The organism is Sphingobium sufflavum (genome assembly GCF_021403115.1).
Classification (GTDB): Bacteria; Pseudomonadota; Alphaproteobacteria; order Sphingomonadales; family Sphingomonadaceae; genus Sphingobium; species Sphingobium sufflavum.
In genome coordinates, this window is the sequence record NZ_JAJSSH010000020.1 from 1 (window position 1) to 25,139 (window position 25,139).

Genomic DNA, 25,139 nt, shown 5'->3' on the forward strand with positions numbered 1-25,139 from the left:
CATCAGCATCGCGGATGGACAGGGGGATGCGGTCCTCCTCCGCCTCATGTGCTGCATCGCGCGCGACATTCCCGGCGCTTTGCCCGTGGCGCACGATGATGAGCTGGCTTGGCCAGCGGCCGGGTCCACTCAATGCTTCCTCCTCCAAAAAAGGGAATTTTAGAGGAAGTGTTTGTCTGCGCCGCAAGTTCCACCAGAAGGCACTGATCGGAAATCAGCTAATAAAGGCGAAACCCAGATCACCAAGGATGTTGCTTATTTGCTTTCATTGGAGGTGATGCTTTGTGACTTCGCCGCGCTCTTGGCAGCTTCCTCAGCGGTAAAAGGATGATTGTCAGGAACGCCAGGCACAACTTCTTCGCCCTTGTTCGTCCAGCGTCCATCAGCGGTCTTGGCGGTCCCGGTCACGTTGCGGGAGTCGGCTGGCTCATATTCACCCGTCTTGGCCGGTGGTTCCTTATCCCCGCCCCAGCGTCCGTCCTTGGTATGGGCCGCGCCGGTCACGTTCCGAGAATCCTCAGGTTCATATTCACCACCGCTCATGGCTAAACTCCAATCAGAATTGCGACCTCTCACAGCCTACGTGGTGGAAACGGTACGCAGGACGCCATGGTTCCTCTCGGTCATCGGGGGGATATCGGTTCAGCGACTATTCCCGGTTGAGCCCGCCATTTGTGGCTGATCCTGGTGCTGGTGGGTATGTCCGCTTTCCGCTGTGCGATAAGGGGCAACCGGACGGTCTGCACCTGAGAAGCTCAAACGGGCGCGTGAATGACTGACATGGGTCGGTTTTGCCGGGGCGCGAACGCCGGGTGGTGGGACAAAACCGCCGTTCACCAGTACAACCGTGAACGACAGGTTTGGGGTGTATCGGCCATTCGCAAGGTGACGGTGCTTTCATCCTCGAAGGCTTTCGCTTCGTCAGGTCGGCCCCACGGATCCAATTGCGGCCGCGGCATTGTCGTCGCCGCTCGCCCCCTCCCATCAAGCTCCTTGCGCTCGGAATAACGGTCGACAAGCCGGGCGGCGTGAGGCCGCATCAGCACGGTCGCATCCGTTCGTTGTCGTCGAACTCCTTGTAGGCCATGGCGACCGAAGACTGGTTCGGGATAGTAACCCTGCGCATCCAGCGATCCAGCAAACGCCGAGTGTTGACGCGGTTGCTGAGGCAATCTCGGCATGGCGCGACGCGCGCCCAGCGCCTCCCCAAGTTACGCGATGACACTGGCCGGGATATCGTTTAGGTCACGACACATGCTGCGCAGGCTCTGCTCCCTCTTGCTGGTCATGATCGCGTCGTCGCTTGTGCTGACGGCGACGATCCATGCACGCGAGGTTTCAGGACAGATCCTGATGGATTGCGCCGGAGTCGTGCATGAAGATGGCGATGCCGACCAGTCCCAGGGCGACGCCGACAAGGCGATGCCCCATCACCACAGCACCTGCCATGGTCCAACATTGGACATACCCGATACAAGCGATCTTTATTCGCTTGGCGAGGCAAGCGGCTTGCATCCGTTCCCTGCGCCGCAAAGCGCCCTGGCGTCTTATCGGACCGGCCCTGCACTAAGGCCTCCCGCCGCCTGACATCGCCCGCCGGTCGGCATCCGCCGATCAGACGTGTTTTGTCAGGATCACCAGATAATGAAAAAGATGTTCGTGGCCATGATGGCCGCGGCGTCCTGTGCCTCGATGGCGCAGGCGCAGCAAACGCCGATGACTGCGGCAACGCAGCCGCTTGGCGTCTATACCCTCGATCAGGCCGTATTGGCCGCAGGCGGCGCGGCGCCTGCCGCTGACGCGGCATCGGCCGCAATCGAAGCGGCGCAGGCAGAACGGACGGTCGCGGGGCTACGACCCAATCCCGTCTTTCAGGGGCAGGTCGAAAACGTCGCCGGATCTGGCCCATACAAGGGTCTGCAAAGTGCGGAGACGACCGTAGGCGTTGCGATCCCGATCGAGCTAGGCGGTAAGCGCGGTGCCCGCGTCGCCGTCGCTAGCGCACAGCTATCGCGTGCCGAACTGCAGGCGGCGATCACCGCGAGCGACATTCGTCTGCAGGTGACGCAGCTCTATATCGATGCGGTTGCGGCCGAACGCCGGCTCGCAACAGCGCGCGATCAAGCGCGCATTGCCGCCGAAGTGCTGCGCGGCGCGGGTGTGCGGGTTCAGGCGGGACGGGCCTCGCCGCTCGAACAGCAGCGCGCCGATGTCACGAGGATCAACGCCGATGCCAATGTGGAACGGCTGACACGGCTCGCCGAAGCAGCGCGCACGAACCTGGCACGGCGGATTGGACGACCTATCGACGGGATGCTCGATGCCGCGCTTCTCGATCAGCTCCCGGCGCCGACCTTTGGTCCCGTCGAGACGCCGCCGGCGGCAAACACTTTGGCACTCGCCGCCGCCGACGCCGATCTAGCCGTCGCCGATGCCGGCGTGACGCTGGCGCGGGCGAACCGGGTGCCGGACCTCAACATCGGCCCGGCTCTAAGGCGGCTCGAAGCGACCAACGACACCGCTGCGGTATTTTCGATCTCGATTCCGATCCCGCTGTTCAACAATGGCCGCGCGGCCATCGCGCAGGCGAGCGCACAGCGAAGCCAGGCGGAAGCCTTACGGCGTGTTACCGCCCTCGATGTCGAGCAAGCGATCACGAACGCGCAGGCGGAGGCCGCGAACGCGGCCACAACCGCCCGTGCTGCAGCCGGACCGGCGCTGGAAGCGGCACAGGAAGCCGCCAGGATCGCCCGGATCGGCTACCGTGAAGGCAAGTTCGGCCAGCTCGATCTGCTCGACGCCGAACGCACTCTTGCCGAGACGCGCGTCGCCGCGATCGACGCACTCGCCAATTATCAAAATGCCCGCGCGCAACTGGAGCGGCTGACCGCTCCCGCGACGGCGACCACGATTTCGGGGGATACCGACCGATGAAGACCATCCTTATGGGCGGCGCGATGCCGCTTGGCCTCGCCTTGCTGCTCTCCGCTTGCGGCGGTAGCTCCGAAGGCGGCGATACTACTGCAACCAATGAAGCATCTGCCAATGCCGACGAGGGCGGCGGTAAAGAAGCGCATGCCGACGAAGGGGCCGTGACGCTCACGCCCGACCAGATCACGGCCGCCGGGGTCCAGATCGCGCGCCCGATGACAGGCGGAGCCGGTACGATCGAACTGCCCGCAACTATCGAGGGTGATCCGCAAGGGACGCAGGTCGTTTCGGCCGCGATCGGAGGCCGCGTCGTTTCATTGACCCGCAATCTGGGCCAGTCGGTCGGCAGGGGGGAAACCATCGCGGTCATCGAAAGCAGGGAAGCGGCACAGCTCAAGGGAGAGGTGGAAGCGTCGCGCGCCAGGCTTGCACTCGCCAATTCCAACCTCGCACGCGAACAGCGCCTGTTCGCGCAGCGCGTGTCGCCCGAACAAGACCTGATCGCGGCGCGAACGGCTGCGACCGAAGCAAGGATTGCCTACCGCCAGGCCCAAAGCCAGGTCTCGGCCGCCGACGGCGGCGGGGGCGGCGGCGGCCTCAACCGCCTCGGCATTACCGCCCCCATCGCCGGCCAGATCATCTCGCGTCCGGTCGTGCTGGGCCAGACCGTCACAGCCGACGCGGAACTGTACCGTATCGCCAATCTTAGCCGGGTATCGCTGGCGCTGAACCTCAAGCCCGAAGACGCCGGCAGGGTCAGGCCCGGGAACGTCGTAACGGTAACGGCGCCGGGCAGGCAGACCAGCGCGCGTATAACCTTCGTCTCGCCCGCGCTTGATCCCCAAACGCGGCAGGTGCCGGTTATCGCGACGCTCGACAATCGCGGCGCTCAGTGGCGTGTCGGCGAGCCCGTCACTGCTGCGGTGCAGCTGAGCGGCAATGCTGGAAGCTCTGCGGTACGCGTGCCGACGACGGCCATTCAGACCGTCGAAGGCAAATCGGTGGTCTTTGTCCGCACCGCCAAGGGGTTCCAGGCTACCCCGGTCACGCTGGGCGATGCCGCCGGCGATACCGTCATCGTCCGCTCTGGCCTCAGCGGCCGCGAACAGATCGCCACTACCGGCAGCTTCACGCTCAAGGCCGAACTCGGCAAGGGCGAAGCGGCGCACGAGGATTGATGCCATGATCGCCCGTATCGTCACATGGGCGGTCGAGAAGCGCTGGCTCGTCCTGCTTCTCACCGCCGTCGCCACCGCCATCGGTGCCTATTCCCTTTACCGGCTCCCGATCGACGCGGTGCCGGACATCACCAACAACCAGGTCCAGATCAACGTCCGCGCCTCGGCGCTGTCGCCCGAGCTGGTCGAGAAGCAGGTTTCGTTTCCGATCGAAACCGCGCTTGCGGGCATTCCCGGCCTTGAAAACACGCGCTCGCTCAGCCGCAATGGGTTCGCACAGATAACCGCGGTCTTCGGCGAGTCCACCGACATCTATTTCGCTCGCCAACAGGTCGGCGAGCGTCTTGCCGGGGTCGCGGAGAACCTGCCTGACGGCGTGAACCCCGAAATGGGACCGATCGCGACGGGGCTGGGCGAGGTCTATATGTGGACCGTCCGGCTTGATCATCGACAGGATGACAAGCACCGCCCCGGTGAGCCTGGTCAGCAGCCCGACGGTAGCTACATCACGCCGGAAGGCGAACGGCTGACGAGTGAAGAAGACAAGGCAACCTATCTGCGCACCGCGCAGGACTGGATCGTCACGCCGCTGCTGAAGAACACGCCGGGTCTTGCCGGCGTCGATTCCATCGGCGGCTATGCCAAGCAGTATCTGGTCGTCCCCGACGTCCAGAAGCTCGCTTCCCTGAACATCACGCTCACCGAGCTTGGCACCGCGCTCGAGAAGAACAATACCAGCGTGGGCGGCGGCTTCGTCAACCGCAACGGCGAGGGTCTGGCGGTCCGCTCCGACGCGCTGGTGCGCAACGCGGCCGAACTGTCGCGCACCGTTATCGCGACCCGCGAAGGGGTGCCGATCACCCTTGACCAGGTTGCCACCGTTCGCACCGGCCAGGCGATCCGCATGGGCTCGGCCTCGGAGAACGGCACCGAAGTGGTCGTGGGCACCGCGATCATGCGGATTGGCGAGAACAGCCGCAACGTCGCCACGGCGGTCGCTGATCGGCTGAAGGAGATCAACGCCTCGCTGCCGCCTGATGTCGTGGTGCAACCCGTTCTGGACCGGACCGCGCTGGTCAATTCGACGATCAAGACGGTCGCCAAGAACCTCTCCGAAGGCGCGTTGCTCGTCATCGTCGTGCTGTTCCTTCTGCTCGGCAATTTCCGCGCCGCGCTGATTGCGGCGGCGGTGATCCCGGTGACAATGATGCTCACCGGGTTCGGCATGCTGCGTCTGGGTGTCTCGGCAAATCTGATGAGCCTGGGCGCGCTCGACTTTGGTCTCATCGTCGATGGCGCTGTCATCATCGTCGAGAACGCGCTGCGCCGCCTCGCGGAGCAACAGCACCATGAAGGCCGGCTGCTCAGCATGAAGGAGCGCCTCGAAGCCGTTGCCACGGCGGCGCGCGAGATGATCCGGCCCTCGGTCTACGGGCAGGCGATCATCATCCTTGTCTATGTCCCGCTGCTCACGCTTACGGGCGTGGAGGGCAAGACGTTCGTGCCGATGGCGCTGACGGTCATCATCGCCCTGCTTTTCGCCTTTGCCTTGTCGCTGACATTCGTGCCTGCGGCGATTGCCATCTGGCTGTCCAAGCGGGTCGAGGAGAAGGATGGGCGCATCATCTCATGGCTGAAAGCCCGGTACGAACCGGGTCTCGAGAAGGCCATGAAGCGCCCGTCGTTTACGATCGGCGCAAGTGTTGTCAGCCTCGTCGCGGCGGCGCTGGCCTTCACTACGCTGGGGCAAGTCTTCCTGCCCCAGCTCGATGAGGGCGATCTGCTCATCCAGGCGCTGCGTATCCCGGCGACATCGGTCCAACAGAGCCAGGCCATGCAGGTGCCGATCGAGCGTATTGTCGCCAAGCAGCCCGAGGTGCGCTTCGTCTTTTCCAAGACAGGCACGGCCGAGCTGGCATCGGACCCGATGCCGCCCAACGCGACCGATATGTTCGTCATCCTCAAGCCCCGCGATGAATGGCCTGATCCCAAGCTAGCCAAGGAGGAACTGGTCGAGCGACTGGAAGGCCTGCTCGGCAAGATTCCTGGCAACGCCTACGAGATCACGCAGCCGATCCAGATGCGCTTCAACGAGCTGATCGCCGGCGTGCGCGGCGACATCGCGGTCAAGGTGTTTGGCGACGACTTCGTTGCCATGAACCGCACCGCCGAACAGATCGCCGGCGTTCTGCGCAAGACGCAAGGGGCGGCGGACGTGAAGGTCGAGCAGACCACAGGTCTGCCGATGCTCGATATTCGCGTCAATCGCGACGCGATGGCGCGGGTCGGCGTCACCGCGCAGGACGTACAGGACACAATCACCGCCACCATCGGCGGCCGCGAGTCCGGCATGATCTTCGAGGGTGATCGCCGGTTCCCGGTGGTCATCCGCTTGTCGGACGCGCAGCGCGCCGATCTGCGCCAGCTCGAACAGGTGCAGGTGCCGATTGCCGGGGGCGGCTATGTGCCGCTGTCCAGCGTCGCCAGTATCGGCGTCGTCGATGGGCCGAACCAGATTAGTCGCGAGAACGGCAAGCGCCGCGTCGTCGTGCAGGCGAACGTGCGTGGACGTGACGTCGGCAGCGTGGTGGCGGACGCACAGGCGGCCGTCGGGCAGAACGTGCGCTTGCCCGCTGGCAGCTATCTTGAATGGGGCGGGCAATTCGAAAATCTGGAGTCCGCCAGTCAGCGGCTTCAGCTTGTGATCCCGGCCTGCTTCATCTTGATCCTGCTGCTGCTCTACGGGGCATTGGGATCGGCGCGGGATGCCGCGATCGTGTTCACCGGCGTGCCCTTCGCCTTGGTCGGCGGCGTGCTGCTGCTGTTTGCCCGGGGCATGGACTTCTCGATCTCTGCCGCGGTCGGGTTCATCGCGCTGTCCGGCATCGCGGTCCTCAACGGCCTCGTCATGGTCAGTTCGGTGCAAGACCTGATCCGGTCCGGCATGGACCGGGCAGAAGCTGCCCGGACAGGGGCGATCCAGCGGCTCCGTCCCGTCGTGATGACGGCCTTGGTCGCCAGCCTCGGCTTCGTGCCGATGGCGTTCGCGAGCGGTGCCGGCGCGGAAGTGCAAAAGCCGCTCGCGACCGTCGTCATCGGCGGTCTCATCTCTGCGACCTTGCTGACGCTGTTCGTGCTGCCGACGCTCTACGCGCGTTTCGGGCAGCAAGCGGCGAAGGATGACGAGCGAGACGAGGCAGCGCCGCTGCCGCAGCACACATGATCGGACAGGGGAGGGCAAGAATTCGCCCTCCCCACCACGCCCAGAAAGGAGGCATGAGGTGTCAGTGATCGAGAATGTGACGAGCCTCAAGGCATCGCCGCTGCGCGTCTGGTCGGTTCTTACCGACTTTGCCGGGCATGCGCGGTGGAAGCCCTTCATTCAGCTTTCCGGCGCTGCAGTCCAAGGCGGCGAGGCCGCCTACATTTTCCGCATCGGGAAGCTCGACAAGGAAATAACCGCCAAGGCGGACATCATCTGCATCGACAAACCCCGCATGTTTGCCTGGACCGCCGGTGTTCCCAAGCTCCTCCTGTTCGAAGAGAACTACACTCTGGAGACGGAGGCAACGGGGACACGCATGCGGCACAGCCTGCACCTTTCGGGGCTCGTCGGTACTCCTATGGCAGCGATAATGCGCCACAAGTTCCACGCCAGTCTCGTCCGCTCGGATGCAAGCCTGGAACGGCACCTGCGGCGCCGGGCGGCTCACCCAAGCGCGAAGGGACGGACCTTGCCGCCTCGAAACGGCTTCAGAAGCAACCGGAGGCCATCATGACATCGCTTCGTTCGAGGACGGTCGGCATCATCGCGGGCGCAATCGCATTGGCTGCATGTTCGGAGCAGCCGGCGACAAAGGCGCCCACGGAACAGGAAATCCACGCGAATGACAGCGCGGACGCAAGCGGCACTCCTGGCCGCCATCCGTATCGGTGCGACGACAAGCGCCCGCTTCTCATCGACTTCAAGGATGAGGGATTGACCCTGGAAATTCGGCGGGCTGCGGATGCGGCGCCCCTTGTTCTGACCGCCCCGGCGCAGGGCCTCCAATATGTCGGCGATACGGCGAGCGCGACCTTCTCGGGTAACGAGATCAGGATCGAGGAGGCCGAACAGCCAACCATCGTGTGCACGAAGGCGACGAGCCTGTGACCAGTCCAGACATCATCGTGGAGCGCTGACGATGGCCGCACTCAAATTTTCCCTCATCCCGATGGTCGCGATCATGTTCGGGGCCATCCTTGCCGGATGGCGGACACCGGGCGAGAAGCTGGTCGCGGCCATGCAGCATCTGGCAGCCGGCGTCGTGTTCGCCGCCGCCGCCACGGAAATCCTGCCGCTGGTGAAGCACGGCGGCTCCCCGAGCGCGACGCTGATCGGCGGCGCACTCGGCGTCGCCGTCATGCTGAGCCTCAAGGCGGCGGAGAGCCGGTTCAAGGGACCTGTCGCGCTTCTCGCGGCGATAGGACTTGACCTTGCCATAGACGGGCTGGTTCTGGGGCTTGCCTTCATCGCCGGCGAGAAGGCAGGCACGCTGCTCGCCGTCGCGCTGACACTAGAGGTGCTGTTCCTTGCACTGACCCTCACCAACGAGCTTGCCGGCAAATATCGCAAGGCCAAGGCGATTGGCCTGACCTGCGCGCTGGCGTTGCTTTTGCCCCTCGGCGCTCTCGTCGCGCAGCCAGTGGCGTTGCTGACGCCGGTATGGATCACCGGGTTCCTGAGTTTCGGGCTCATGGCACTGCTTTACCTCGTTACCGAGGAACTGCTGGTCGAGGCCCACGAAAAGCCGGACTCGCCGCTGATAAGCGCCATGTTCTTCGTCGGCTTTCTCGCGCTGCTGCTGATCGAGGAGATCATGGCATGAGGTCGTCGGCTCGAAAGGCGCCTGATGAGCGCCGGACGTTATGGATAGTGCTCCTGCTAAACGCAGCGATCGCCGTCGGATTCTTCGCCACCGGGCTGATCGGTGATTCCAGCGCGCTGATCGCCAATGGCGTCGACAATCTTTCCGATACGGCCGTTTACGCCTTGAGCCTCATCGCGTTGAGCCGCGGACAGACTTGGAAAACACGAGCGGCGAGCGCATCGGGCGTGATGCTGCTGATCTTCGCAGGCGGCATTCTCCTCGATGTCGGACGCCGGTATATCCAGGGCAGCGAACCGATCGGACCCACGATGATGGTCATGTCAGCGGTTGCGGCGGTCGTGAACTATGTCTGCCTGCGGATGCTCCAGCGGCTAGGCCAGAAGGACGTGAACCTTCGCGCCGCCACGACCTTCAGCTTCAATGACTTCATCTCCAACGGCGGCATCCTGATCGCAGGGGCATTGGTGTTGTGGCTGGGAACGAATTGGCCCGATCTACTCGTCGGCCTGGCGACCGCGCTCATCGCGGTCAAGGGCGGCATAGAAATCCTGCGCGATGCTCGTGCAGAAGCAAAAAACAGCGCGGAGAAGATGCGATGACCGACAAGCTCAAACTCGATATCCCCGTCCTGCTGCCGCAGATTCCTGACGCGGCCGATGCTTGCGTTGGCCGGCTTGTCGCGACACTCAAGGCGAAACCCGGCGTCGAACAGGCGCATGTCCTTCCCGCCGATGGCGAGACCCCCGCAAAGCTGTGCATCCATTTCGACAGCGCGGCATTGCCGATGTCGCGTGTGCGCGAAATGGTGCGCGCAGCCGGCGCCGAGATTAGCGGACGATACGGTCATGCCAGGTGGCAGGTCGAGGGTATCGGCCACGAGCGCCGCGCGCGCACCATTAGCGAAACCCTGTGCCGGGTGCCCGGCGTGCTGCAGGCCGACGCCAGCGCCTCGGGCAGCATCCGTGTCGAATATGACAAGGAGCGGGTCGACGAGGCGTTCATCCTCGCGGCGCTCGGCAAGCTCAAGGTCAGACCGGTACAGCGGACTGGCTCGGAGCACGTCGGACACGATCACAGCGCCAGTGACCATACAGACCACGACCACGGCGACGCCAGTCATGGTGAGGGCACTGAGAAACATGGGCCGGGTGACGGCCACGATCACGCGCACGCCAATTTTCTCGGCCCCAATACCGAACTGATCTTTGCGCTCGCGTGTGGCGCACTGCTGGCGATCGGCTTCGCGGTCGAAAAACTCGTGGCGGGCATGCCCGAATGGCTACCGACCGCCTTCTATGTGGGTGCCTATGGTTTTGGCGGATTTTTCACGCTGCGCGAGGCGATCGACAATCTGAAACTCAGGAAATTCGAGATCGACACGCTGATGCTCGTGGCAGCCGCTGGCGCCGCGGCGCTGGGTGCCTGGGCGGAAGGCGCGCTCCTGCTGTTCCTGTTCAGCCTCGGCCATGCGCTCGAGCATTATGCGATGGGGCGCGCCAAGCGGGCCATCGAAGCGCTCGCCGAACTCGCACCCGACAAGGCGACGGTGCGCCGCGACGGGCAGACCACGGAGCTTGCCGTCGAGGAGCTGGCAATCGGTGATGTGGTGATCGTGCGCCCCAACGAGCGCCTGCCTGCCGACGGCTTCGTCATCAAGGGTTCGAGCGCGATCAACCAGGCCCCCGTCACCGGCGAGAGCATCCCGGTGGACAAGGAGCCTGTGGCCGACGTCGAGGCGGCGCGCGCGAAGCCCGATGGTGTCGAAGCGACGTCCCGGGTGTTCGCCGGTACGATCAACGGCGGCGGCGCGATCGAGATCGAGGTGACGCGGCGTTCCAACGAGAGCGCGCTCGCCAAGGTTGTGAAGATGGTGAGCGAAGCGGAGACGCAAAAGTCTCCCACGCAGCGCTTCACTGATCGGTTTGAACGTGTCTTCGTGCCGGCGGTGCTGGCTCTATCGTTCATCCTCCTGTTCGCGTGGGTCGTGATCGACGAGCCATTCCGCGACAGCTTCTATCGGGCGATGGCGGTGCTGGTCGCCGCCAGCCCCTGTGCGCTCGCCATCGCCACCCCCAGTGCCGTGCTTTCAGGCGTTGCACGCGCGGCACGCGGCGGCGTGCTGGTGAAGGGCGGTGCTCCGCTCGAAAACCTCGGTTCGTTGAAGGCGATCGCGTTCGACAAGACGGGCACCCTGACGGAAGGCCGCCCCCGCATCACCGATGTCGTGCCGGTGGACGGCGCGAGCGAAGAAGATCTGTTGACGCTCGCGGTCGCTGTCGAGGGTTTGAGCGATCACCCCTTGGCGCAGGCGATCGTCAAGGATGGGCGCGAACGCCTGGGCGGGCGCGACATTCCGACCGCAACCGACCTCAAGAGCCTGACCGGACGCGGTGTCACTGCGACCGTTGGTGGCGAGACGGTGTGGATCGGGAAGGCCGAGATGTTCGGCGTGGAGGGCATCCCTGCGCTGAATGCGGCCGCTACTGACGCCATCGCGGCCCTGCGCGAAGGGGGGCGCACCACTATGGTGGTGCGCAAGGCCGATCGGGACATCGGTGCGATCGGGCTGATGGACACGCCGCGCGAGGCGGCCAAGATCGCGCTCAAACGCCTGCGGGACATGGGTATCACCCGGATGATCATGATCTCGGGCGATCACCAGAAGGTAGCCGACGCCGTCGCCAGGGATGTCGGGCTCGACGAGGCATGGGGCGACCTGATGCCGGAGGACAAGGTCGCCGCGATCAAGAAGCTCGCGGGTGAGGACAAGGTCGCGATGGTCGGCGACGGGGTCAATGATGCGCCGGCAATGGCATCGGCGACCGTTGGCATTGCGATGGGCGCTGCCGGCTCGGATGTGGCGCTGGAGACGGCCGACGTGGCGTTGATGGCCGACGATCTGGCCCATCTGCCGTTCGCGGTCGGCCTAAGCCGCCACACACGCGGCATCATCCGGCAGAATGTGTTCGTCAGCCTGGGTGTCGTCGCATTGCTTGTGCCAGCAACGATCCTTGGCCTTGGCATCGGTCCGGCAGTTGCGATGCACGAAGGCTCCACGCTGCTTGTCGTGTTCAATGCGCTGCGGCTGCTCGCCTACCGCGATCCCGCAAAGCAAACCGTGTGACAGCAGAGTGCTTCGGTCAACACAACCGTCGGCTTCCGTCAGAACCAGACGCCCACCGAACGAGACGGAACGACTTGCTCTGGTCGGACGCGGACTCGCTAAATCGGCATCACAGCCGTTACGCTGAGTCAGTCGGTGTCAGAACCGGGAGTCAGATCAGTTGGAATCAGCATCCAAATCAAAGTGGCAGAGAAGTGCCTGACGATTTTCATCATCGTTGCTGTATAGCGCCAGCCAGCTGGCAGCATGATCTTCAGAATGCCTGCGCCAAGCCGCATAGGCATCTTCTGGTGACACGGTTATGTCGTCGGCCGCGAGAGCACTGACGAGCCGGATCACGTCAGCGTTTACCGATCTCCGCCGGACCTGTTCCGCAGGGTCAGGCTTTAGGCGGGCGCAAAGTGGTCGCCTCGTGTTCATGACACTGGTATAAATGCTGCGGGACAATAAGTCACGGGCCGGGTCGCGCGATGCCTCCGCTCAGCAGTTCCATTAGCTTGCAGTCGTGCAGGGCGGCCTAGCTCATCCGCTGGAGTATAATCGCACCAGGCACCCGCAATAGTACGGCTTCGTCGAAAGCCTTAATGGCCGCCTGCACGACGAACGCATGATCGAGACGCTCTTCGCATCCCTCCCTTACGCCTGCGCCGTACTGCGAGCCTGACGCCGACGATAGAGGGATGACATTAGTCCTGTGCCCTGTAATAAGACACGCATCGCAGCGCACAGGGCTGCGCGGGGCTTGGTAACCCCGACTGTCGATAGGGACTTGGCCAGAAGGTTTCTGGCCGGGTCGCTGTCGTGCATGTCCAAGGCTCTGCCCAAAGGCGGCAGCGCATTCGGACCCAGTCGCGGATGTTACCAAGGCCCGGCTTGGAGGGCTGGCATTGGCGAGTGATAGATTACGCATAAGGCTTGGAGGCGGCTATACTCCGCACGAGTTTCTCGATGCCATGGACCGGATCGTTCAGACCCTGGTGGCGAACGGAGTCGGGGAAATTCGAGGAGCCAACCTTTATCTGCAGCCTTTCCAGGGCAGTCGCCAGTTGTTCTTTCACGATCAGGAGACTGGCGCCCCGTTCCAGATGCTACAATATGATGGTCCCCATGAACGGCCATATAAACCGATCACCACACGCCTTCGCCCAATTGTATCCGGCGATTGAGACACCCCCCTTGTCGACACTATGAATTATGGCTGGGTTATTACTCTCACGGATCCCTTTATTTCGGAAGACGGGCCGATACAAATTTCAACGTCTTTGCCGCAATCGAGCAATGCACGGAGAAGCATTCCAATAGAAATTTGCGCAGCATCCCCGGCGATGAGTGCCGACATGCTTGGTTGGATGATATCAATTAGTGCTGAGATTTCAGCTGGGTCCAAATCCTGCGCCGCAACGCATGCGGCGATGCCGTGAAGGAGCCCGGCTCGTAAATGCAGATCGCCAGCTGTCAGAAAATCTACTGCAGGCGAAGCGCTCCGGCTATCATAAACGACGGTTTCGCTTTCAGCCAATGAACACTATCCTCTCAAAAACGGAGCGAGGCGCCTCTCCTATTTGCCGACTATGGTAGACGAGATTGCGGCCGCCACTTGCCATATGGGTCCAATGTGAACCTATGAAACTTCTTAGCAGCATCAGCGCTGCGCGGATGGAGGGCTTCACGGAAGTCCGGGCTAACCCAGCTTCTCTTTCTGTGCCGGTCGGCATCCCGCTTACTCGGCAGGGTCGCTCGCTTCGGGGAACAGAGAAACCACCTTGTACTGGCTGGCCTTCAGGTTATTTTCCACTCTCGCCTTCAGCCGCTCGTAGCGGCCCTTGTAGTCGCTGTATGACTTCTCCGCCCTTGCACTTTGAGCGAAATGATAGGCGGCATGGGCTTCGGCCTGCGATAACTGTACCCTCAATTCGGCGATCTCCGCGCGAAGCCTTTTGATCACGTCGTCGCGGCTTCTAGGCACAATCCCGCTTGCTTCAGCTTCCATCAGGACAAGTTGGCGCACTTCGGGATAGTGGCAGTTCTCCCTCCCAATGAGCCCGCGCGCGCGGCCTGCCTCTTTAGAAACCGTCAGGATATTTATTTTGACAGTCTTTCCTTTTTTCACCTTTTCGCGAAATTCGGGGTGCTGGGGTCGGCCATTTTTCAGGCGCTCGATTGCATCGAGGAAGTCCTGATTAATCCGATCCGGCGAATAGGATCTCCTACGCGGCACTCAGCGCCCCCTTCACTTCGGCCGTCAGACGGCTTTCAAGTTCGTCCATGTTGCTTCCCAGCTTTCGGCAGACCGCCAAAGCCTGCTGCGCTTGTGCCTGGGTAAGAGCGAGGGCGCCGTCTACCAGCGGTCCGGTGCGTCCAACTGCCTCGAAAACGCGGAGCTGTGCAGCGTTGTCGATGTAGCGCGTTTCCCAATAAGGAAGATGTCGTGGGGCAATAGCAAAGCAGGAGCAGCCAGAGCACAGGCTTGGTTGGCGGGTTTCATAATTGGGAGTCAAGCGGGGCTCCCATCGCGCGACATCGGTCGTACCGCCGGCATCGTGACAAGCCATTTCAGAGGCGCTCAGTGCTCCACAAATCCCGTATGGTTCGAAAAACAGCCGGTCGATGCCCGCCTCTTCCACATAGACGAAGGCTTCGAGGTATGCGTCCTCGGTCGACAGCCCTGCAACGCGGGTTCCAAGCTCGGTGACGATCTTGAGTTCCAGCTGCTCGCCGTATCTGCCGGCCATCCCGCTGCCCCCACGGGCGATCTCCAGCGATTCTAAGGCGAGGTTTTGGTAGCGGACATCGTTCAAGTCTCGTTCCAACACAGGATTGCCAGTATAGGCGCCGTCGGTCATGGCGGCAGAAACGTGATGGAAGTTCATCTGTAGCATCGGCATTAGGCGCCGGTCGATGTTCGATGCGAAGTAGCCAAAGCTTTTCCGGAGCTGATGTGTCTTGATGATTCGTCCATGACTCTCGCGATAGGCGACTAACTCCTTGTCGGCGGTCTTCCTGACCGCTTCGTCCGGAAGGGTGGTAAGATCAACCCATTCTGCGATGAAGTTCTTCGCTCCGTCTCGCAGTCGATCAACGTTTATGCGACTCGCGCCTGAGCTGGTCTTGGCGATGCCCCGACGTGACCAAAGAGCGACAAACAGATCGTCGGTATCGACCAGGTCGCGCAAAGGGCCCAGCAGGCGTTCGAGGATGACGATCGCCTGGACTGCCGGGGGTAAATCTATCGATCCTTTGGGCCGGTATCCCACCACCCACGGTACTGCGCGGGGCGTCTCTTCGGTCTTTGACAGGTCGGCGGTGAGGATGAACACCTCGCTCAAACCATCCAGGCTGTCCTGAACCTGGACGGAGCGCGGTCGACCGGTCGCAGGATCGATCCCGGCTTTAATGCCGCAGATTTCTCCAATCCGCATGCCCGTTGTAGCCTGAATGACTAGATGCGCTGCCGAACAAATCGCCAACAAAAGTTGTCGCACCCGTTGCGTAACGTTAATCAGAGGCAATGAGCAGCACCCCTGTTCCAATGAGGCTGCGTCGATCATGGCATGCAGAGTTGGGTGCCGACACAATAGCTGCTCGGAGCCTGGATTAAGACCCAATTCCAGGATGACCTTGCGAAGGTCGACACACTCCCCACCGTTTAGCCGACGTATTGGGAGTGTCGGCCGTTTTTCCGTCTGCATCAGCCAGTCAGCTCGGCGGCGTTGCAGATAGGTTTGCAGCTTGCGCTCGGCGAAGGTGATCATTGTCGGCTCCCACTCGTCGGGGTCGAGCGGTGCATGCCAGGGTTGACCATCCACCTCAGCGAACCGGAACGCCTTGGCAGCCGCAAATTGCCGCCGCTCCGCGAGATACTTTCGTAGGTCAAGTCCAACAGCCTCGGCCATGCCGGAGGCGTAGGCGTCGTCACAGATCTCGGCCAGGGCAATGACGTCTGCGGCGGGCGTCCCCAGCATAGCCATGGCGGTGTTTAAAACCGGGATTGCCACTTCGTCCGGCAATGGTCGATAGCTCCCGCTGTAAACGGAGGCGATCTTCCTGGCAATCTTGACCACGCTTGTGCGGCTGAACGGCGCGGCGGGCATAGGCGCAATGCCCGCCCGCTCTAGGGCGAACCGTTGTCGCCATAGGAGGGCGAAGGGTAATAAACGAGAATAGGCTTGAGCTTCGGTCAGGGCGTTCGTGTCAGCGTCGTCTGCAGCATTGTGCTGCAAATCGTTTTCGTAAGCTTTAACTACATTAGTGTAGATTTCGCGCGGCCAAGCAATCTCTCGCTGTACGAGCCACGTGGTCCAGTAGCGCAGGCCGCTGGCCAAGGCTCCTAGACTACCTGGTTTTCTCGCCGTAGCGCCGTCGCCGGGCTCGGCAAAGGCGGACCACACGAGCCGGCGCAGCCAGTCCAACAAATCTGCATGACGGCGATCGAGCAGATTATCGCCACCTTTCAACCCCAAGTCCCAATTAATGGTGCTTTGATTGTCTACCGCACCGCTAGTTGGGTCGTCGAAAACCCAGCGGTGGTCTCCCCAAAGGCTCTTACTGGAGACGGGTTCTCGCGCGAGGCGGCGGCGATCAGGCCGTACGTGCAGTGGCGTGTCTGCCGTGACTTCAAGGATGGCAATGGTCGTCCTTGGATAGGTCGATTTTTCTGCGACGGCGGGCATTAGGGTCACCCAACAGGCTTGAGTTTGATTTGGAATCGGGCCGCATGCAACCGGACTTCGGGCGAAATCGCGTCAAGCAATAGATTGTGAGCGATCAAGATGGGCGACCACTTCTTATCCCAGTGTTTGGGAGAAATCCGTCCAAGCCGAGCTTCGTGGATTGCTTTCGGGAGAGCAAGGTAATAGGCGACCGCTTGCACGTCCCGGGGCCATGCCTGAGCCAGCGGGCAATCTGGGCATTCGCCATAAGCGGTGCAGAGCCTGTCCTTGCGCTGGCCGGGGCGGGGACTGTCGAAGGGGTCCAGGCAGCCAAACCCGGGGGTCGCCGCCGATCGACACCGCTCCGGTTGGTTCCGTGGATCGATTCGTCCCTCGGTCCTCGCCCAACGATGATAGAACGCTTGGGTTTCGGCAACGCGCACCTGGCTCTCTCGCCGCATCCCGTCACTTGTGTAGTGGGTGCGCGTGGTGGCGATGCTCTTGTGGCCGAGCCGGTCGCGTACGGCCAGCAGGTCGCCCGTGCGTCGCCACTCTGCCTCCCCCTCGGAATACCGGAGCATTTTTAGGTTAAAGGACCTAAGTCCGTGGTCCTCAATGAATTTTTGCAGTGATAATTTCCAGGCGCTGTCAACGGATAAACCGTTTTTATTGTCGTAAGACTTCACGTTGTAGCTGCCCCAAGCTGGAATGCCGATGAACAGACGGTCGGCATGGTTTGGGTCCGTAAGGATGGCGCGGGTGCGCTCAGTGAATTGGCGTAGCATGTCCAGGAGGTCGGCCAGTGCAAATGGCACACCAAGTTCCGCTGGAAAGTCAAGGTCGCGGGAGGTGTCTTCATCGGTGATGCTGACCTGGAGACTTGCGGCACGGTTCTTGACCCCGCGGAATGTGACAGTCCGCAAGTCTGGGGAGGTTTTGACCCGGCTCCAGGTCAAGGACAGAACTGTGTCCGGATTGAATGCTGTCTTGACCCCGATTAAAAGCACGAAGGGTACCAAATCGCGAAACGTTGCATAAAGCAGGCGACGGATCGGAAGCATGCCGTGCTTATATTCTATAGCTCTAAGCAAAGCGGGATCGAGAGTATGCAGGTCGCTTCGCTTCGCTAGTTGGTCTGGGAAGGCTTCCTCCATCCGGGCCGCGCAGACGCCAATCTCGGTTCGATAGGGCGGCGCGCACCCCTCAGTCCGAGCATCTTCGAGAAGTGCGCGACCCGTCACGAGGACGGCGTCGCGTTCGCCGAGACGCTCGCGAAGGACCGCGATTTCGCCGAGAGCTGCGATGATCATCGCGTGCCGTTCTGCCGGTGACAACACCGCCGTCGGGACACTCTTCCTTGACCGGCCCGGCCAAGAGTTGTGCGGAAAGCCTGACTTGTTCATCAGGGCAGTCGCGACAGCCCCATGCACAGGATGATCCAGCAGTGCGGTGATACAGTTCTTAATTGCGTTGAGCGTCTTTGCCCGAGTTTCTTGGGCCCAAGGCTCTCCGTTACGATGGCGGGGTCCGTTCAACCAGGCGATGAAACTTGCCCAAAATGTGTCATCGATCGATGCCAGTGCTATTTCCCGCTTCCGGCTCGCCAGAAAGGTGCCGATGCCGGAGTTGATTTTTAGGCACTTTGTAACCCGGGTTTTAAAGCCGACTGAGGCCGCCCAGTGTCGGAAACCTTCTGCGAGGAACCGGGCCAACTCCGGTTGTACCAGCAGACGTGTAAAATCGTAAATCTCAGGTGCCTTTTTTCCGGGTATGATAACGCGCAGACGCGGTGCGGCGGTTTCTGGGTCGGGCGTCTCGTCGATGCGTGAATGGAGCACGCTGCTTGCGGTTCGGCTTTCCAGCCGCGCCGCCTCCGGTAGGAGCTGGACGACGTTTTCGGGCGCCGCCGCTGCACGGGCCTTCGCCTGTGCCACGACAGAGGCCGCTGTTGTCACACGCCTTCGGCTCATCGAACCATCTGTAGCAGGCTCCGACCGGCGCGATAGTCGGCCCAGACGGAAAGGTGATTTAGGTAAGTGTTTATCGTCGTTGTCGGCGATTTGTGGCCGAGCTGCATCTGAACGTATTTCCAGGCATCCAGTTCGGCGTAACCCGACTTGCGGTGATTGTGATAAGTCATGACGGTGTATGTGTGCCGCAGACAGTGCATTGAATACTTAGGGGTCTGCGCCACTACGACTTCACCGGTCTCAGGGTTGACCTTTTTGACGTTATTTATCAGGCCGATTTTTAGGCAGGCTCGCTCCACGAGATCCTGCATCGCCGACTTGGTCATCGGCTTCCCGGTACGGGTCGAGTACTCGGAATTGAGTATGAGCTGTTTCTCCTCTACCCTCGGTCCGCGCTTGCGCAGCGCCCGCTTCCGCTCGCCCTCGATGTAAGCTTGGAGGTCAAGTACCAGCCACGTCGGCACGTCAATCAAGCGAGTTTTCATGCGTTTTCCCGTAATCAGCAACTTGTGCATTTGTCCCAGTACTTCAGAACTCGCAGTGATCCCGAGAATCGACAGGACGTTAACGTCAGCGATCTCTTGCACGCGCAGACCGCACGCCCACCCCAAGGCAAACACGATGAAGTCTCGGTCGCTTCCACCATCCCCGGGCTTCCGCTCGCTGGGCCGCGGCCCGGCCCAGCGCAGTAGCGCGGTCAGGTCTTCTCGCGAGAGGGTCCTTACGGTGTCATCCTGGCCAGACCTAGGTTTCAGCTTGTTGAGCCGACGAACCACGGCACCCACACCATCCTCCCCTTTCGGGCCGCCACTGCCCTTGCGGATGTGCGCCAAGGCGTCCTTATCAATAGGCGCCCGGTTAGACTGGCGGAGTGGCGCAATGGGGCCGACCCTGAGGTCACTGTCGATCCAATCATGCTCGACTGCAAAGCATATGAAATCAATGATATAAGTCATCCGTACAGCGATAGTGTTGGCTGAGTATTCTTTGCCGGTCTGCGGGGAAATGGCGCCAAGATAGGCGTCACGGTAGGCGACCAAATCCGCCTGACCAGCGAACTGCCAGTCAACTTCAGCCGCTTCGAGAAAATCGAGCCATGTCAGCAAGCTCTGCGCGGCTTGGGCCCAAGTTTTGGGGCTGGGCTTGATCGGCACGATTTCGTTATTGAGCCACCGACAAGCTTCTTCGAAAAGCTTCCCATCCTTCCAAATGGCGGGGTGCCCCGCCTTCAGCATCGTGTCGCTGTACCAGGGTTGCCGCATTGGCATTCGCGGCATGGTGGTCGGACCGGGGCTGTACGAAATTCTGTGCATGCGCGGCCTGTGGTGCGATGTATGAGCTTACCAGATCATCAGCAATTACTCTTATTTTTCAACAAGTAAGTTGCATAAATGCGCTATTTTTCTACTTGAGCACTATGAAGGTAACAGGATGGGTTCCGCAAGGTTTTCTGCAGGAGTGGAAACCGATTATGACCCGACATAACGTCGCCGTCCCAGACAGCAACGGGCGTGCAGGCAAACACAGCAGCGGCGAGCGCGGCGAGTGTCATTGTTGGATCAGCCGTTCAGCTTGTCTTTGACAGCTTTCGCAGGGGCAAAGCTCAGCTTGCGTGACGCTGCGATCTGGATGGTCGCACCCGTCGAGGGATTGCGGCCTTCGCGGGCAGGGGCGTCCTTGACCTTGAATTTGCCAAAGCCGTTAAGAGAAACCTCTTCCCCTTTCGCGGCGGCGTCGGCGATGTCGGCGAAGATTGCATCGACATGCTTGCGTGCGTCGGTCTTGGTCAGGCCATGGGCCTCGGCAATCTGGTCGGCAATGTCAGCGTTGTTCATGAAAATCCCTTCCGTAATGACTGGAGCCTGTTAGCGAGGAGCCAACCCGCGGTCCACGGTGCACGGGCCTGTTATCGAAGATTTGAATCGGAAGCGCGCCACTGAGTCAGGCATTGCGTTGGACCCGCGCCTTGTGGTGCAGGACAAAGGCATATGACCACAGGCCCCGACTATGATCAGATCGTCGTTCTCGAAGCAGTGGACCATTCACGGAATATTGCGCGCCGCTATGGGATTGAGGTCAGCCGAGACCTGTTTGGCGTGATGATCGTTCGCTGCTCATGGGGCCGTATTGGAAGCCGCGGGCAATCCCGATCCGTGTCATTCGACACGCCGCATGAAGCGGGAAGATATGTGCGTTCCGTCCTGCGGCGGCGCGAAACCGCGCCATCCCGCATAGGTGTAGCCTACCGGCGGTGGGAATTGAGCTAGCGCCCCGGATGGTGCGGCGTGACCGTTACGTCTTCTTGCCCAACATACTTTCTGCGGCAGCATCGAGCGTTTTGCGGTCGTTGCCATGCTTTGCGATGAGATCACGTGCCTCATCCGCGCTGATCCCGTGCTTTTGCGCGAAATAGCTGACCTCGTAAGTTTCGGCGCCAGCAACCTGCGCCCTGTCCTGACTGCCCGTGTTTGCCTTGTCGTCTGCCATCACCATCTCCTTGTCTCGCTTGAAACCACGATGCTGGAACTGGTTCCCGAATTACGCTGGGCCGGGAGGTGCGTGGCGCCGGTTAATCCGCAAGTTGCCGGAAAATGGGAAACGCGATGCAGGACGTAACCACCATATTAGTTGTCGACGATGAATTGCTGATCCGGACCTTCGCGGTCGAAGCGCTGGAGACTGCGGGCTACAATGTTGTGGATGCACCGGATGCCGATGCGGCTCTCAAGATGCTCGAACGCTACGACTATGTGTCGATCATCTTTTCAGACATCCGGATGCCTGGCTCCATGAACGGCCTGGAATTTGCCCGCTTGGTCAGCGCGCGATGGCCTAATATCAAGTTGCTGCTGACTTCCGGCGCTGCGAACCGACCGGCGGACGCACCAAGCGGCTGCCAGTTTCTGCCCAAGCCCTATAATTACGGTGATTTGGTCACGCGCGTCGACGCGATGATCTAGGGCGCGACCTCCTCGAGCAGCCAGCTGATGGCACTTTGACGATCACTGAAAAATTGCTTTTGCCGGGCATGCCCATAGCGGTCGATCTGCATTTTCGCGAGGGCAGACTGGAGGATGATGGCAGAGCGATCGCCATCCCGCATCGCATTCAATCGTTTGCTCGTCTCGGCCATATAATCGAATACGTCCCGGCTCTGGATCGGGTTTTTCTCAGCGTCAACAAGGTGTAGGCAACGGCCATGGCGAGCCCTGGACTTTTGCACCAATGGTCCAAACTGGGCGAGATAGGCGTTAAACTCCTCGACCGACGCGAGCCCGTCAGCGACCGTCACGACGATTCCATTGTCTGCGTCAAAGCTTGCTGACAGCATCATGCGCTCCCCATTTTTCTGACCTTTACTACAGTCTGGTTTCCAGCGGATTTAAGCTTCCTGAGATTTCCGTCGCTCCATGACTCCTTTGGTGACGCAGGCCCCCGGAACGAGTCACGCACGGCTGCATTGTCCATTCGAATGGGGATTCGATATGGCACGCAGGGCACCAGGAAAATCGTCGGCCGCGACTGACACTCTCGCCATTTACAAGGCAAAGCGCGACTTTGCACGCACCTCAGAGCCCTCAGGAGCATCCGGACCCACCTCAGGCAATGGCTTTGTCGTTCAGAAGCATGCCGCATCGCGGCTGCACTATGATTTCCGGCTTGAGCTCGACGGCGTGCTTGTCAGTTGGGCGGTGACGCGCGGTCCCAGCATAAACCCAGATGACAAGCGCCTCGCCGTCCGCACCGAAGACCATCCTCTGGACTATGCGCGCTTTGAGGGCACGATCCCCAAAGGCGAATATGGAGGCGGCACCGTGATGCTCTGGGACAATGGAACGTGGGAACCCATCCCAGGCAAAGATCCGCGCAAAACCCTCCCCGAAGGCCATCTCCATTTTGTCCTGCACGGTCGGCGTATGCAGGGCGAGTGGATACTCTTTCGACTGAAGCCGCGCGCCAAGGAAAAGGGTGAGAACTGGATCTTGCGCAAGGTCAACGACGGTTTTGCGGGCGGCTCGGACGATCTGATCGGCACCCATCTCACAGGCGTCGATAGCGGCCTCACCATGGACGAGATCGCTGCAGGCAAGAAGGGTAAGGCCCCAAAAACGAAGACCTCCCCCGCTAAAGCCAAGGCAGCGCCCAAGCCTGTCAGAAAATCCTCTTCGGCCAAATCCGCTCAAAGTCTGGGCGCGCTGCCGCCGTTTCAACCTGTGCAGCTTGCAGCTCTGGTCGATCATGTACCGCCAGGAGATCGCTGGCTTCATGAGATGAAGTATGATGGCTATCGCACATTGATCGCCGTTGGTGGCGGCGAGGGGAGGGCCTACACGCGCTCCGGTCTCGATTGGTCGGATCGCTTCGGTCCGCTGATTGCCGAGGCAGTGCAGCTTGACGTGTCGAGCGCCCTTATCGACGGCGAAGCGGTCGTGTTGCTGCCGGATGGTCGCACCAGCTTCCAGGCCCTTCAGGCAGCGCTGAAAGGCGACCCGTCCCAACTCGACTATTTTGCTTTCGATCTTCTCGAACTGAATGGCGAGGACCTGACGCAGAGGCCGCTACTGGAACGTAAGGAATTGCTCCAGACCTTGCTGGCCGACGCCGGAGATCGGCTACGCTACTCCGATCACATTATCGGCAAGGGGGAGCAGCTATTCGACAGCTTCTGCGGAGCGGGCCTTGAAGGCGTTATCTCGAAGAAGGTCGATGGGCGTTACATCGGATCGCGCAGCGGCGGGTGGCTCAAAACCAAATGCATTCGCCGCCAGGAATTCGTCGTGGTCGGGTGGACACCCTCCGACAAGCAACGCGGCTTTCGCTCCTTGCTTCTCGGTGTGAACGAAAATGGCAAGCTGCGCTTTGCAGGCAAGGTAGGCACCGGCTTCACCGGCGATGAAATCGAACGGCTCATGAGGATCATGGCTCCGCTCGAGCAAAAAGCCGCGACGGTCGAAGCGCCCAAGGCAGCCGTACGCGGCGCGCATTGGCTAAAGCCCCAGCTGGTCGCCGAAATCGCCTTCACGGAATTTACGGGCGATGGCGTGCTGCGGCATCCGTCGTATCTGGGCCTGCGAGAGGATAAAAAGCCGGAGGCAGTCGTCATCGAGATCGAGGCGCTGATTGCGACGATGAGCGTGCCGCGCCAGTCCAGCGGGATCAAAATATCAAACAGGGATCGGATCATTTTTCCGGAAGGGAAGCTCAGCAAGGGCCAGCTTGCGGATTATTACGAGACCGTCGCGCCTATCCTTCTCCCCTGGGCGGGCAGCAGGCCGATCAGCCTTGTTCGCTGCCCGCAGGGCCGGGGCAAGAAATGCTTCTTCCAGAAACATGATGCCGGCAGCTTCGGCGATGCCGTGAAGCAAGTGGGTATAATGGAGAAGGACGGGCATCAAGAGCCTTACCTCTATATCGACACGCCGGAAGGGCTCATGACATGTGTCCAGATGGGGACGATCGAATTTCATGGATGGGGCGCGCGGATCGAGGATGTTGAAAAGCCCGACAGGCTTGTTTTCGACCTCGATCCTGACGAAGGGCTCGACTTCAAGGATGTGCAGTCTGCCGCCGTCCATATCCAGGAATTGCTTGGCGAGATGGGTCTGGTGACATTCCCGATGGTAACGGGAGGGAAGGGTGTCCACATCATTGCCCCGCTGACGCCGTCAGCCGAGTGGCCAGAGGTGAAGGACTTCGCGCACCGTTTTGCGCAGGCATTGGCGCAGGCACAGCCCATGCGGTTCACGGCGGCGCTGGCAAAGGCGCGGCGCACGGGCCGCATCTTCATCGACTATCTGCGCAACCAACGCGGCGCGACAGCCGTGATGCCGTATAGTGCCCGGTCCAGGGAGCTGGCCCCGATAGCTGTGCCCCTCACGTGGGAAGAGCTGCGGGATCTCGACAAAGCGTCACACTGGCATATTGGCGACGGCACCGAAATGCTCAAGCGCGCGGCGTCAAAGGATTTGGCGCACTGGGGCCGTGCCGATCAAATCCTGCCAGACCTGTGAAGGACGGCGATCATGACCTTGCTACGACGCTTCGTGAGCGAAGCAAATCATCGATATACCGGCTGATAAGGCGACGATCTTCAGGATCGTCCAGGGCCTGCATGATGCGCTGTGCTCGGGACAATGCCTGATCCAGCTGCTCGAGGGACAAGCCAAGAATGTCTTCGCTGATAGTCATGCAGATCGAACGAGAACAGTTCGGCCTCGTTCCGCGATGCAGCATATCAGGCTTTCGGTTCGGCCTTCAAAGTCCTTGCTTCATCGCAGGAGAGCGAGTTTTCACGCCTAACTGCCCGAGAGCGCAATTCTTGCAGCGCGCAAACTCGTACCCGCGACGTCGGTACTGGCGACCTCGTTCATACGGGAAATCGGGAAAGCTTCACGGCGGATACGGCGGGCCACAAG

22 protein-coding genes and 1 pseudogene are annotated in these 25,139 nt (G+C 61.2%); 12 read left to right on the plus strand and 11 right to left on the minus strand.

The window, feature by feature from the left end; genetic code table 11:
* Window positions 1-255: 255 nt before the first annotated feature.
* Entirely contained in the window at window positions 256-543 is a 288-nt protein-coding gene (locus LWE61_RS19320; protein WP_234152289.1) for a hypothetical protein, read from the minus strand.
* A gap of 446 nt (window positions 544-989) precedes the next feature.
* A pseudogene (locus LWE61_RS19325) lies at window positions 990-1,162 on the minus strand (arsenical resistance protein ArsH); the annotation flags it as partial.
* Between the two features lie 92 nt (window positions 1,163-1,254).
* Between LWE61_RS19325 and LWE61_RS19330 the strand changes: the two are divergent.
* The 9 genes from LWE61_RS19330 to LWE61_RS19370 all read left to right on the plus strand — a co-directional run bounded on the left by LWE61_RS19330 (window position 1,255) and on the right by LWE61_RS19370 (window position 12,104).
* Window positions 1,255-1,587, plus strand: coding sequence for a hypothetical protein (locus LWE61_RS19330; protein ID WP_096061574.1), 333 nt, complete (start codon window positions 1,255-1,257; stop codon window positions 1,585-1,587).
* A 57-nt stretch (window positions 1,588-1,644) separates the two neighbouring features.
* Window positions 1,645-2,934, plus strand: coding sequence for a TolC family protein (locus LWE61_RS19335; protein WP_096061575.1), 1,290 nt, complete (start codon window positions 1,645-1,647; stop codon window positions 2,932-2,934).
* On the plus strand, window positions 2,931-4,109 hold the full coding sequence (locus LWE61_RS19340; RefSeq protein ID WP_234152290.1) for an efflux RND transporter periplasmic adaptor subunit: 1,179 nt from the start codon (window positions 2,931-2,933) through the stop codon (window positions 4,107-4,109). Before LWE61_RS19335 ends, LWE61_RS19340 begins: the two co-directional genes overlap by 4 nt.
* A 4-nt stretch (window positions 4,110-4,113) precedes the next feature.
* Window positions 4,114-7,332: an efflux RND transporter permease subunit gene (locus LWE61_RS19345; RefSeq protein ID WP_096061577.1), complete on the plus strand. Its 3,219-nt coding sequence runs from the start codon at window positions 4,114-4,116 to the stop codon at window positions 7,330-7,332.
* A 64-nt stretch (window positions 7,333-7,396) separates the two neighbouring features.
* Entirely contained in the window at window positions 7,397-7,888 is a 492-nt protein-coding gene (locus LWE61_RS19350) for an SRPBCC family protein (protein WP_234152291.1), read from the plus strand.
* Window positions 7,885-8,262: a hypothetical protein gene (locus LWE61_RS19355; protein ID WP_096061579.1), complete on the plus strand. Its 378-nt coding sequence runs from the start codon at window positions 7,885-7,887 to the stop codon at window positions 8,260-8,262. Before LWE61_RS19350 ends, LWE61_RS19355 begins: the two co-directional genes overlap by 4 nt.
* Before the next feature lie 31 nt (window positions 8,263-8,293).
* Window positions 8,294-8,977, plus strand: a complete 684-nt coding sequence (locus tag LWE61_RS19360; protein WP_234152292.1) for a ZIP family metal transporter — start codon at window positions 8,294-8,296, stop codon at window positions 8,975-8,977.
* Window positions 8,974-9,579 carry a cation diffusion facilitator family transporter gene (locus tag LWE61_RS19365; protein WP_096061581.1) on the plus strand — a complete coding sequence of 202 codons (606 nt, stop codon included), beginning with the start codon at window positions 8,974-8,976 and terminating at the stop codon, window positions 9,577-9,579. The genes LWE61_RS19360 and LWE61_RS19365 overlap by 4 nt, the downstream gene beginning before the upstream one ends.
* Window positions 9,576-12,104, plus strand: a complete 2,529-nt coding sequence (locus LWE61_RS19370) for a heavy metal translocating P-type ATPase (protein ID WP_234152293.1) — start codon at window positions 9,576-9,578, stop codon at window positions 12,102-12,104. Before LWE61_RS19365 ends, LWE61_RS19370 begins: the two co-directional genes overlap by 4 nt.
* 156 nt (window positions 12,105-12,260) lie before the next feature.
* Here LWE61_RS19370 and LWE61_RS19375 read toward each other — a convergent pair whose 3' ends face one another.
* The 7 genes from LWE61_RS19375 to LWE61_RS19410 form a co-directional block, all read right to left on the minus strand.
* Entirely contained in the window at window positions 12,261-12,443 is a 183-nt protein-coding gene (locus LWE61_RS19375; protein ID WP_234152294.1) for a hypothetical protein, read from the minus strand.
* Between the two features lie 853 nt (window positions 12,444-13,296).
* A complete protein-coding gene (locus LWE61_RS19385; RefSeq protein WP_234152295.1) occupies window positions 13,297-13,623 on the minus strand; it encodes an XRE family transcriptional regulator in 327 nt (108 codons plus the stop codon).
* 201 nt (window positions 13,624-13,824) lie between these two features.
* Window positions 13,825-14,322 (minus strand): hypothetical protein, encoded by a 498-nt coding sequence (locus LWE61_RS19390; RefSeq protein ID WP_234152296.1) that lies wholly within the window; start codon window positions 14,320-14,322, stop codon window positions 13,825-13,827.
* The gene (locus tag LWE61_RS19395) at window positions 14,312-16,774 is read right to left on the minus strand and encodes a hypothetical protein (protein ID WP_234152297.1); all 2,463 of its coding nucleotides are present in this window, start codon (window positions 16,772-16,774) and stop codon (window positions 14,312-14,314) included. Before LWE61_RS19395 ends, LWE61_RS19390 begins: the two co-directional genes overlap by 11 nt.
* 5 nt (window positions 16,775-16,779) lie before the next feature.
* A complete protein-coding gene (locus LWE61_RS19400; RefSeq protein WP_234152298.1) occupies window positions 16,780-18,687 on the minus strand; it encodes a site-specific integrase in 1,908 nt (635 codons plus the stop codon).
* Between the two features lie 32 nt (window positions 18,688-18,719).
* Window positions 18,720-19,958 (minus strand): tyrosine-type recombinase/integrase, encoded by a 1,239-nt coding sequence (locus LWE61_RS19405; protein ID WP_234152299.1) that lies wholly within the window; start codon window positions 19,956-19,958, stop codon window positions 18,720-18,722.
* 324 nt (window positions 19,959-20,282) lie between these two features.
* Entirely contained in the window at window positions 20,283-20,558 is a 276-nt protein-coding gene (locus LWE61_RS19410; RefSeq protein ID WP_234152300.1) for an HU family DNA-binding protein, read from the minus strand.
* Window positions 20,559-20,711: 153 nt separating this feature from the next.
* On the opposite strand from LWE61_RS19410, the gene LWE61_RS19415 reads away from it, so the two are divergent.
* Window positions 20,712-20,990: a WGR domain-containing protein gene (locus LWE61_RS19415; protein ID WP_234152301.1), complete on the plus strand. Its 279-nt coding sequence runs from the start codon at window positions 20,712-20,714 to the stop codon at window positions 20,988-20,990.
* Between the two features lie 25 nt (window positions 20,991-21,015).
* On the opposite strand, the gene LWE61_RS19420 is transcribed toward LWE61_RS19415, so the two are convergent.
* Entirely contained in the window at window positions 21,016-21,210 is a 195-nt protein-coding gene (locus LWE61_RS19420; protein WP_234152302.1) for a DUF3606 domain-containing protein, read from the minus strand.
* Between the two features lie 116 nt (window positions 21,211-21,326).
* On the opposite strand from LWE61_RS19420, the gene LWE61_RS19425 reads away from it, so the two are divergent.
* Window positions 21,327-21,683 (plus strand): response regulator, encoded by a 357-nt coding sequence (locus LWE61_RS19425; RefSeq protein ID WP_234152303.1) that lies wholly within the window; start codon window positions 21,327-21,329, stop codon window positions 21,681-21,683.
* On the opposite strand, the gene LWE61_RS19430 is transcribed toward LWE61_RS19425, so the two are convergent.
* The gene (locus LWE61_RS19430; protein WP_234152304.1) at window positions 21,680-22,057 is read right to left on the minus strand and encodes a hypothetical protein; all 378 of its coding nucleotides are present in this window, start codon (window positions 22,055-22,057) and stop codon (window positions 21,680-21,682) included. The two genes, LWE61_RS19425 and LWE61_RS19430, sit on opposite strands and share 4 nt — an antisense overlap.
* Window positions 22,058-22,208: 151 nt before the next feature.
* On the opposite strand from LWE61_RS19430, the gene ligD reads away from it, so the two are divergent.
* Window positions 22,209-24,734: a DNA ligase D gene (ligD, locus tag LWE61_RS19435; RefSeq protein ID WP_234152305.1), complete on the plus strand. Its 2,526-nt coding sequence runs from the start codon at window positions 22,209-22,211 to the stop codon at window positions 24,732-24,734.
* Window positions 24,735-25,139 lie beyond the last annotated feature (405 nt).

Excerpts from the sequence above, each read along its gene's own strand:
- LWE61_RS19320 (WP_234152289.1), bottom strand. The coding sequence starts at position 543 with ATGAGCGGTGGTGAATATGAACCTGAGGATTCTCGGAACGTGACCGGC.
- LWE61_RS19330 (WP_096061574.1), top strand. The coding sequence starts at position 1,255 with ATGCTGCGCAGGCTCTGCTCCCTCTTGCTGGTCATGATCGCGTCGTCG.
- LWE61_RS19335 (WP_096061575.1), top strand. The coding sequence starts at position 1,645 with ATGAAAAAGATGTTCGTGGCCATGATGGCCGCGGCGTCCTGTGCCTCG.
- LWE61_RS19340 (WP_234152290.1), top strand. The coding sequence starts at position 2,931 with ATGAAGACCATCCTTATGGGCGGCGCGATGCCGCTTGGCCTCGCCTTG.
- LWE61_RS19345 (WP_096061577.1), top strand. The coding sequence starts at position 4,114 with ATGATCGCCCGTATCGTCACATGGGCGGTCGAGAAGCGCTGGCTCGTC.
- LWE61_RS19355 (WP_096061579.1), top strand. The coding sequence starts at position 7,885 with ATGACATCGCTTCGTTCGAGGACGGTCGGCATCATCGCGGGCGCAATC.
- LWE61_RS19360 (WP_234152292.1), top strand. The coding sequence starts at position 8,294 with ATGGCCGCACTCAAATTTTCCCTCATCCCGATGGTCGCGATCATGTTC.
- LWE61_RS19365 (WP_096061581.1), top strand. The coding sequence starts at position 8,974 with ATGAGGTCGTCGGCTCGAAAGGCGCCTGATGAGCGCCGGACGTTATGG.
- LWE61_RS19370 (WP_234152293.1), top strand. The coding sequence starts at position 9,576 with ATGACCGACAAGCTCAAACTCGATATCCCCGTCCTGCTGCCGCAGATT.
- LWE61_RS19395 (WP_234152297.1), bottom strand. The coding sequence starts at position 16,774 with ATGCCCGCCGTCGCAGAAAAATCGACCTATCCAAGGACGACCATTGCC.
- LWE61_RS19405 (WP_234152299.1), bottom strand. The coding sequence starts at position 19,958 with ATGCTGAAGGCGGGGCACCCCGCCATTTGGAAGGATGGGAAGCTTTTC.
- LWE61_RS19410 (WP_234152300.1), bottom strand. The coding sequence starts at position 20,558 with ATGAACAACGCTGACATTGCCGACCAGATTGCCGAGGCCCATGGCCTG.
- LWE61_RS19415 (WP_234152301.1), top strand. The coding sequence starts at position 20,712 with ATGACCACAGGCCCCGACTATGATCAGATCGTCGTTCTCGAAGCAGTG.
- LWE61_RS19420 (WP_234152302.1), bottom strand. The coding sequence starts at position 21,210 with ATGGCAGACGACAAGGCAAACACGGGCAGTCAGGACAGGGCGCAGGTT.
- LWE61_RS19425 (WP_234152303.1), top strand. The coding sequence starts at position 21,327 with ATGCAGGACGTAACCACCATATTAGTTGTCGACGATGAATTGCTGATC.
- LWE61_RS19430 (WP_234152304.1), bottom strand. The coding sequence starts at position 22,057 with ATGATGCTGTCAGCAAGCTTTGACGCAGACAATGGAATCGTCGTGACG.
- ligD (WP_234152305.1), top strand. The coding sequence starts at position 22,209 with ATGGCACGCAGGGCACCAGGAAAATCGTCGGCCGCGACTGACACTCTC.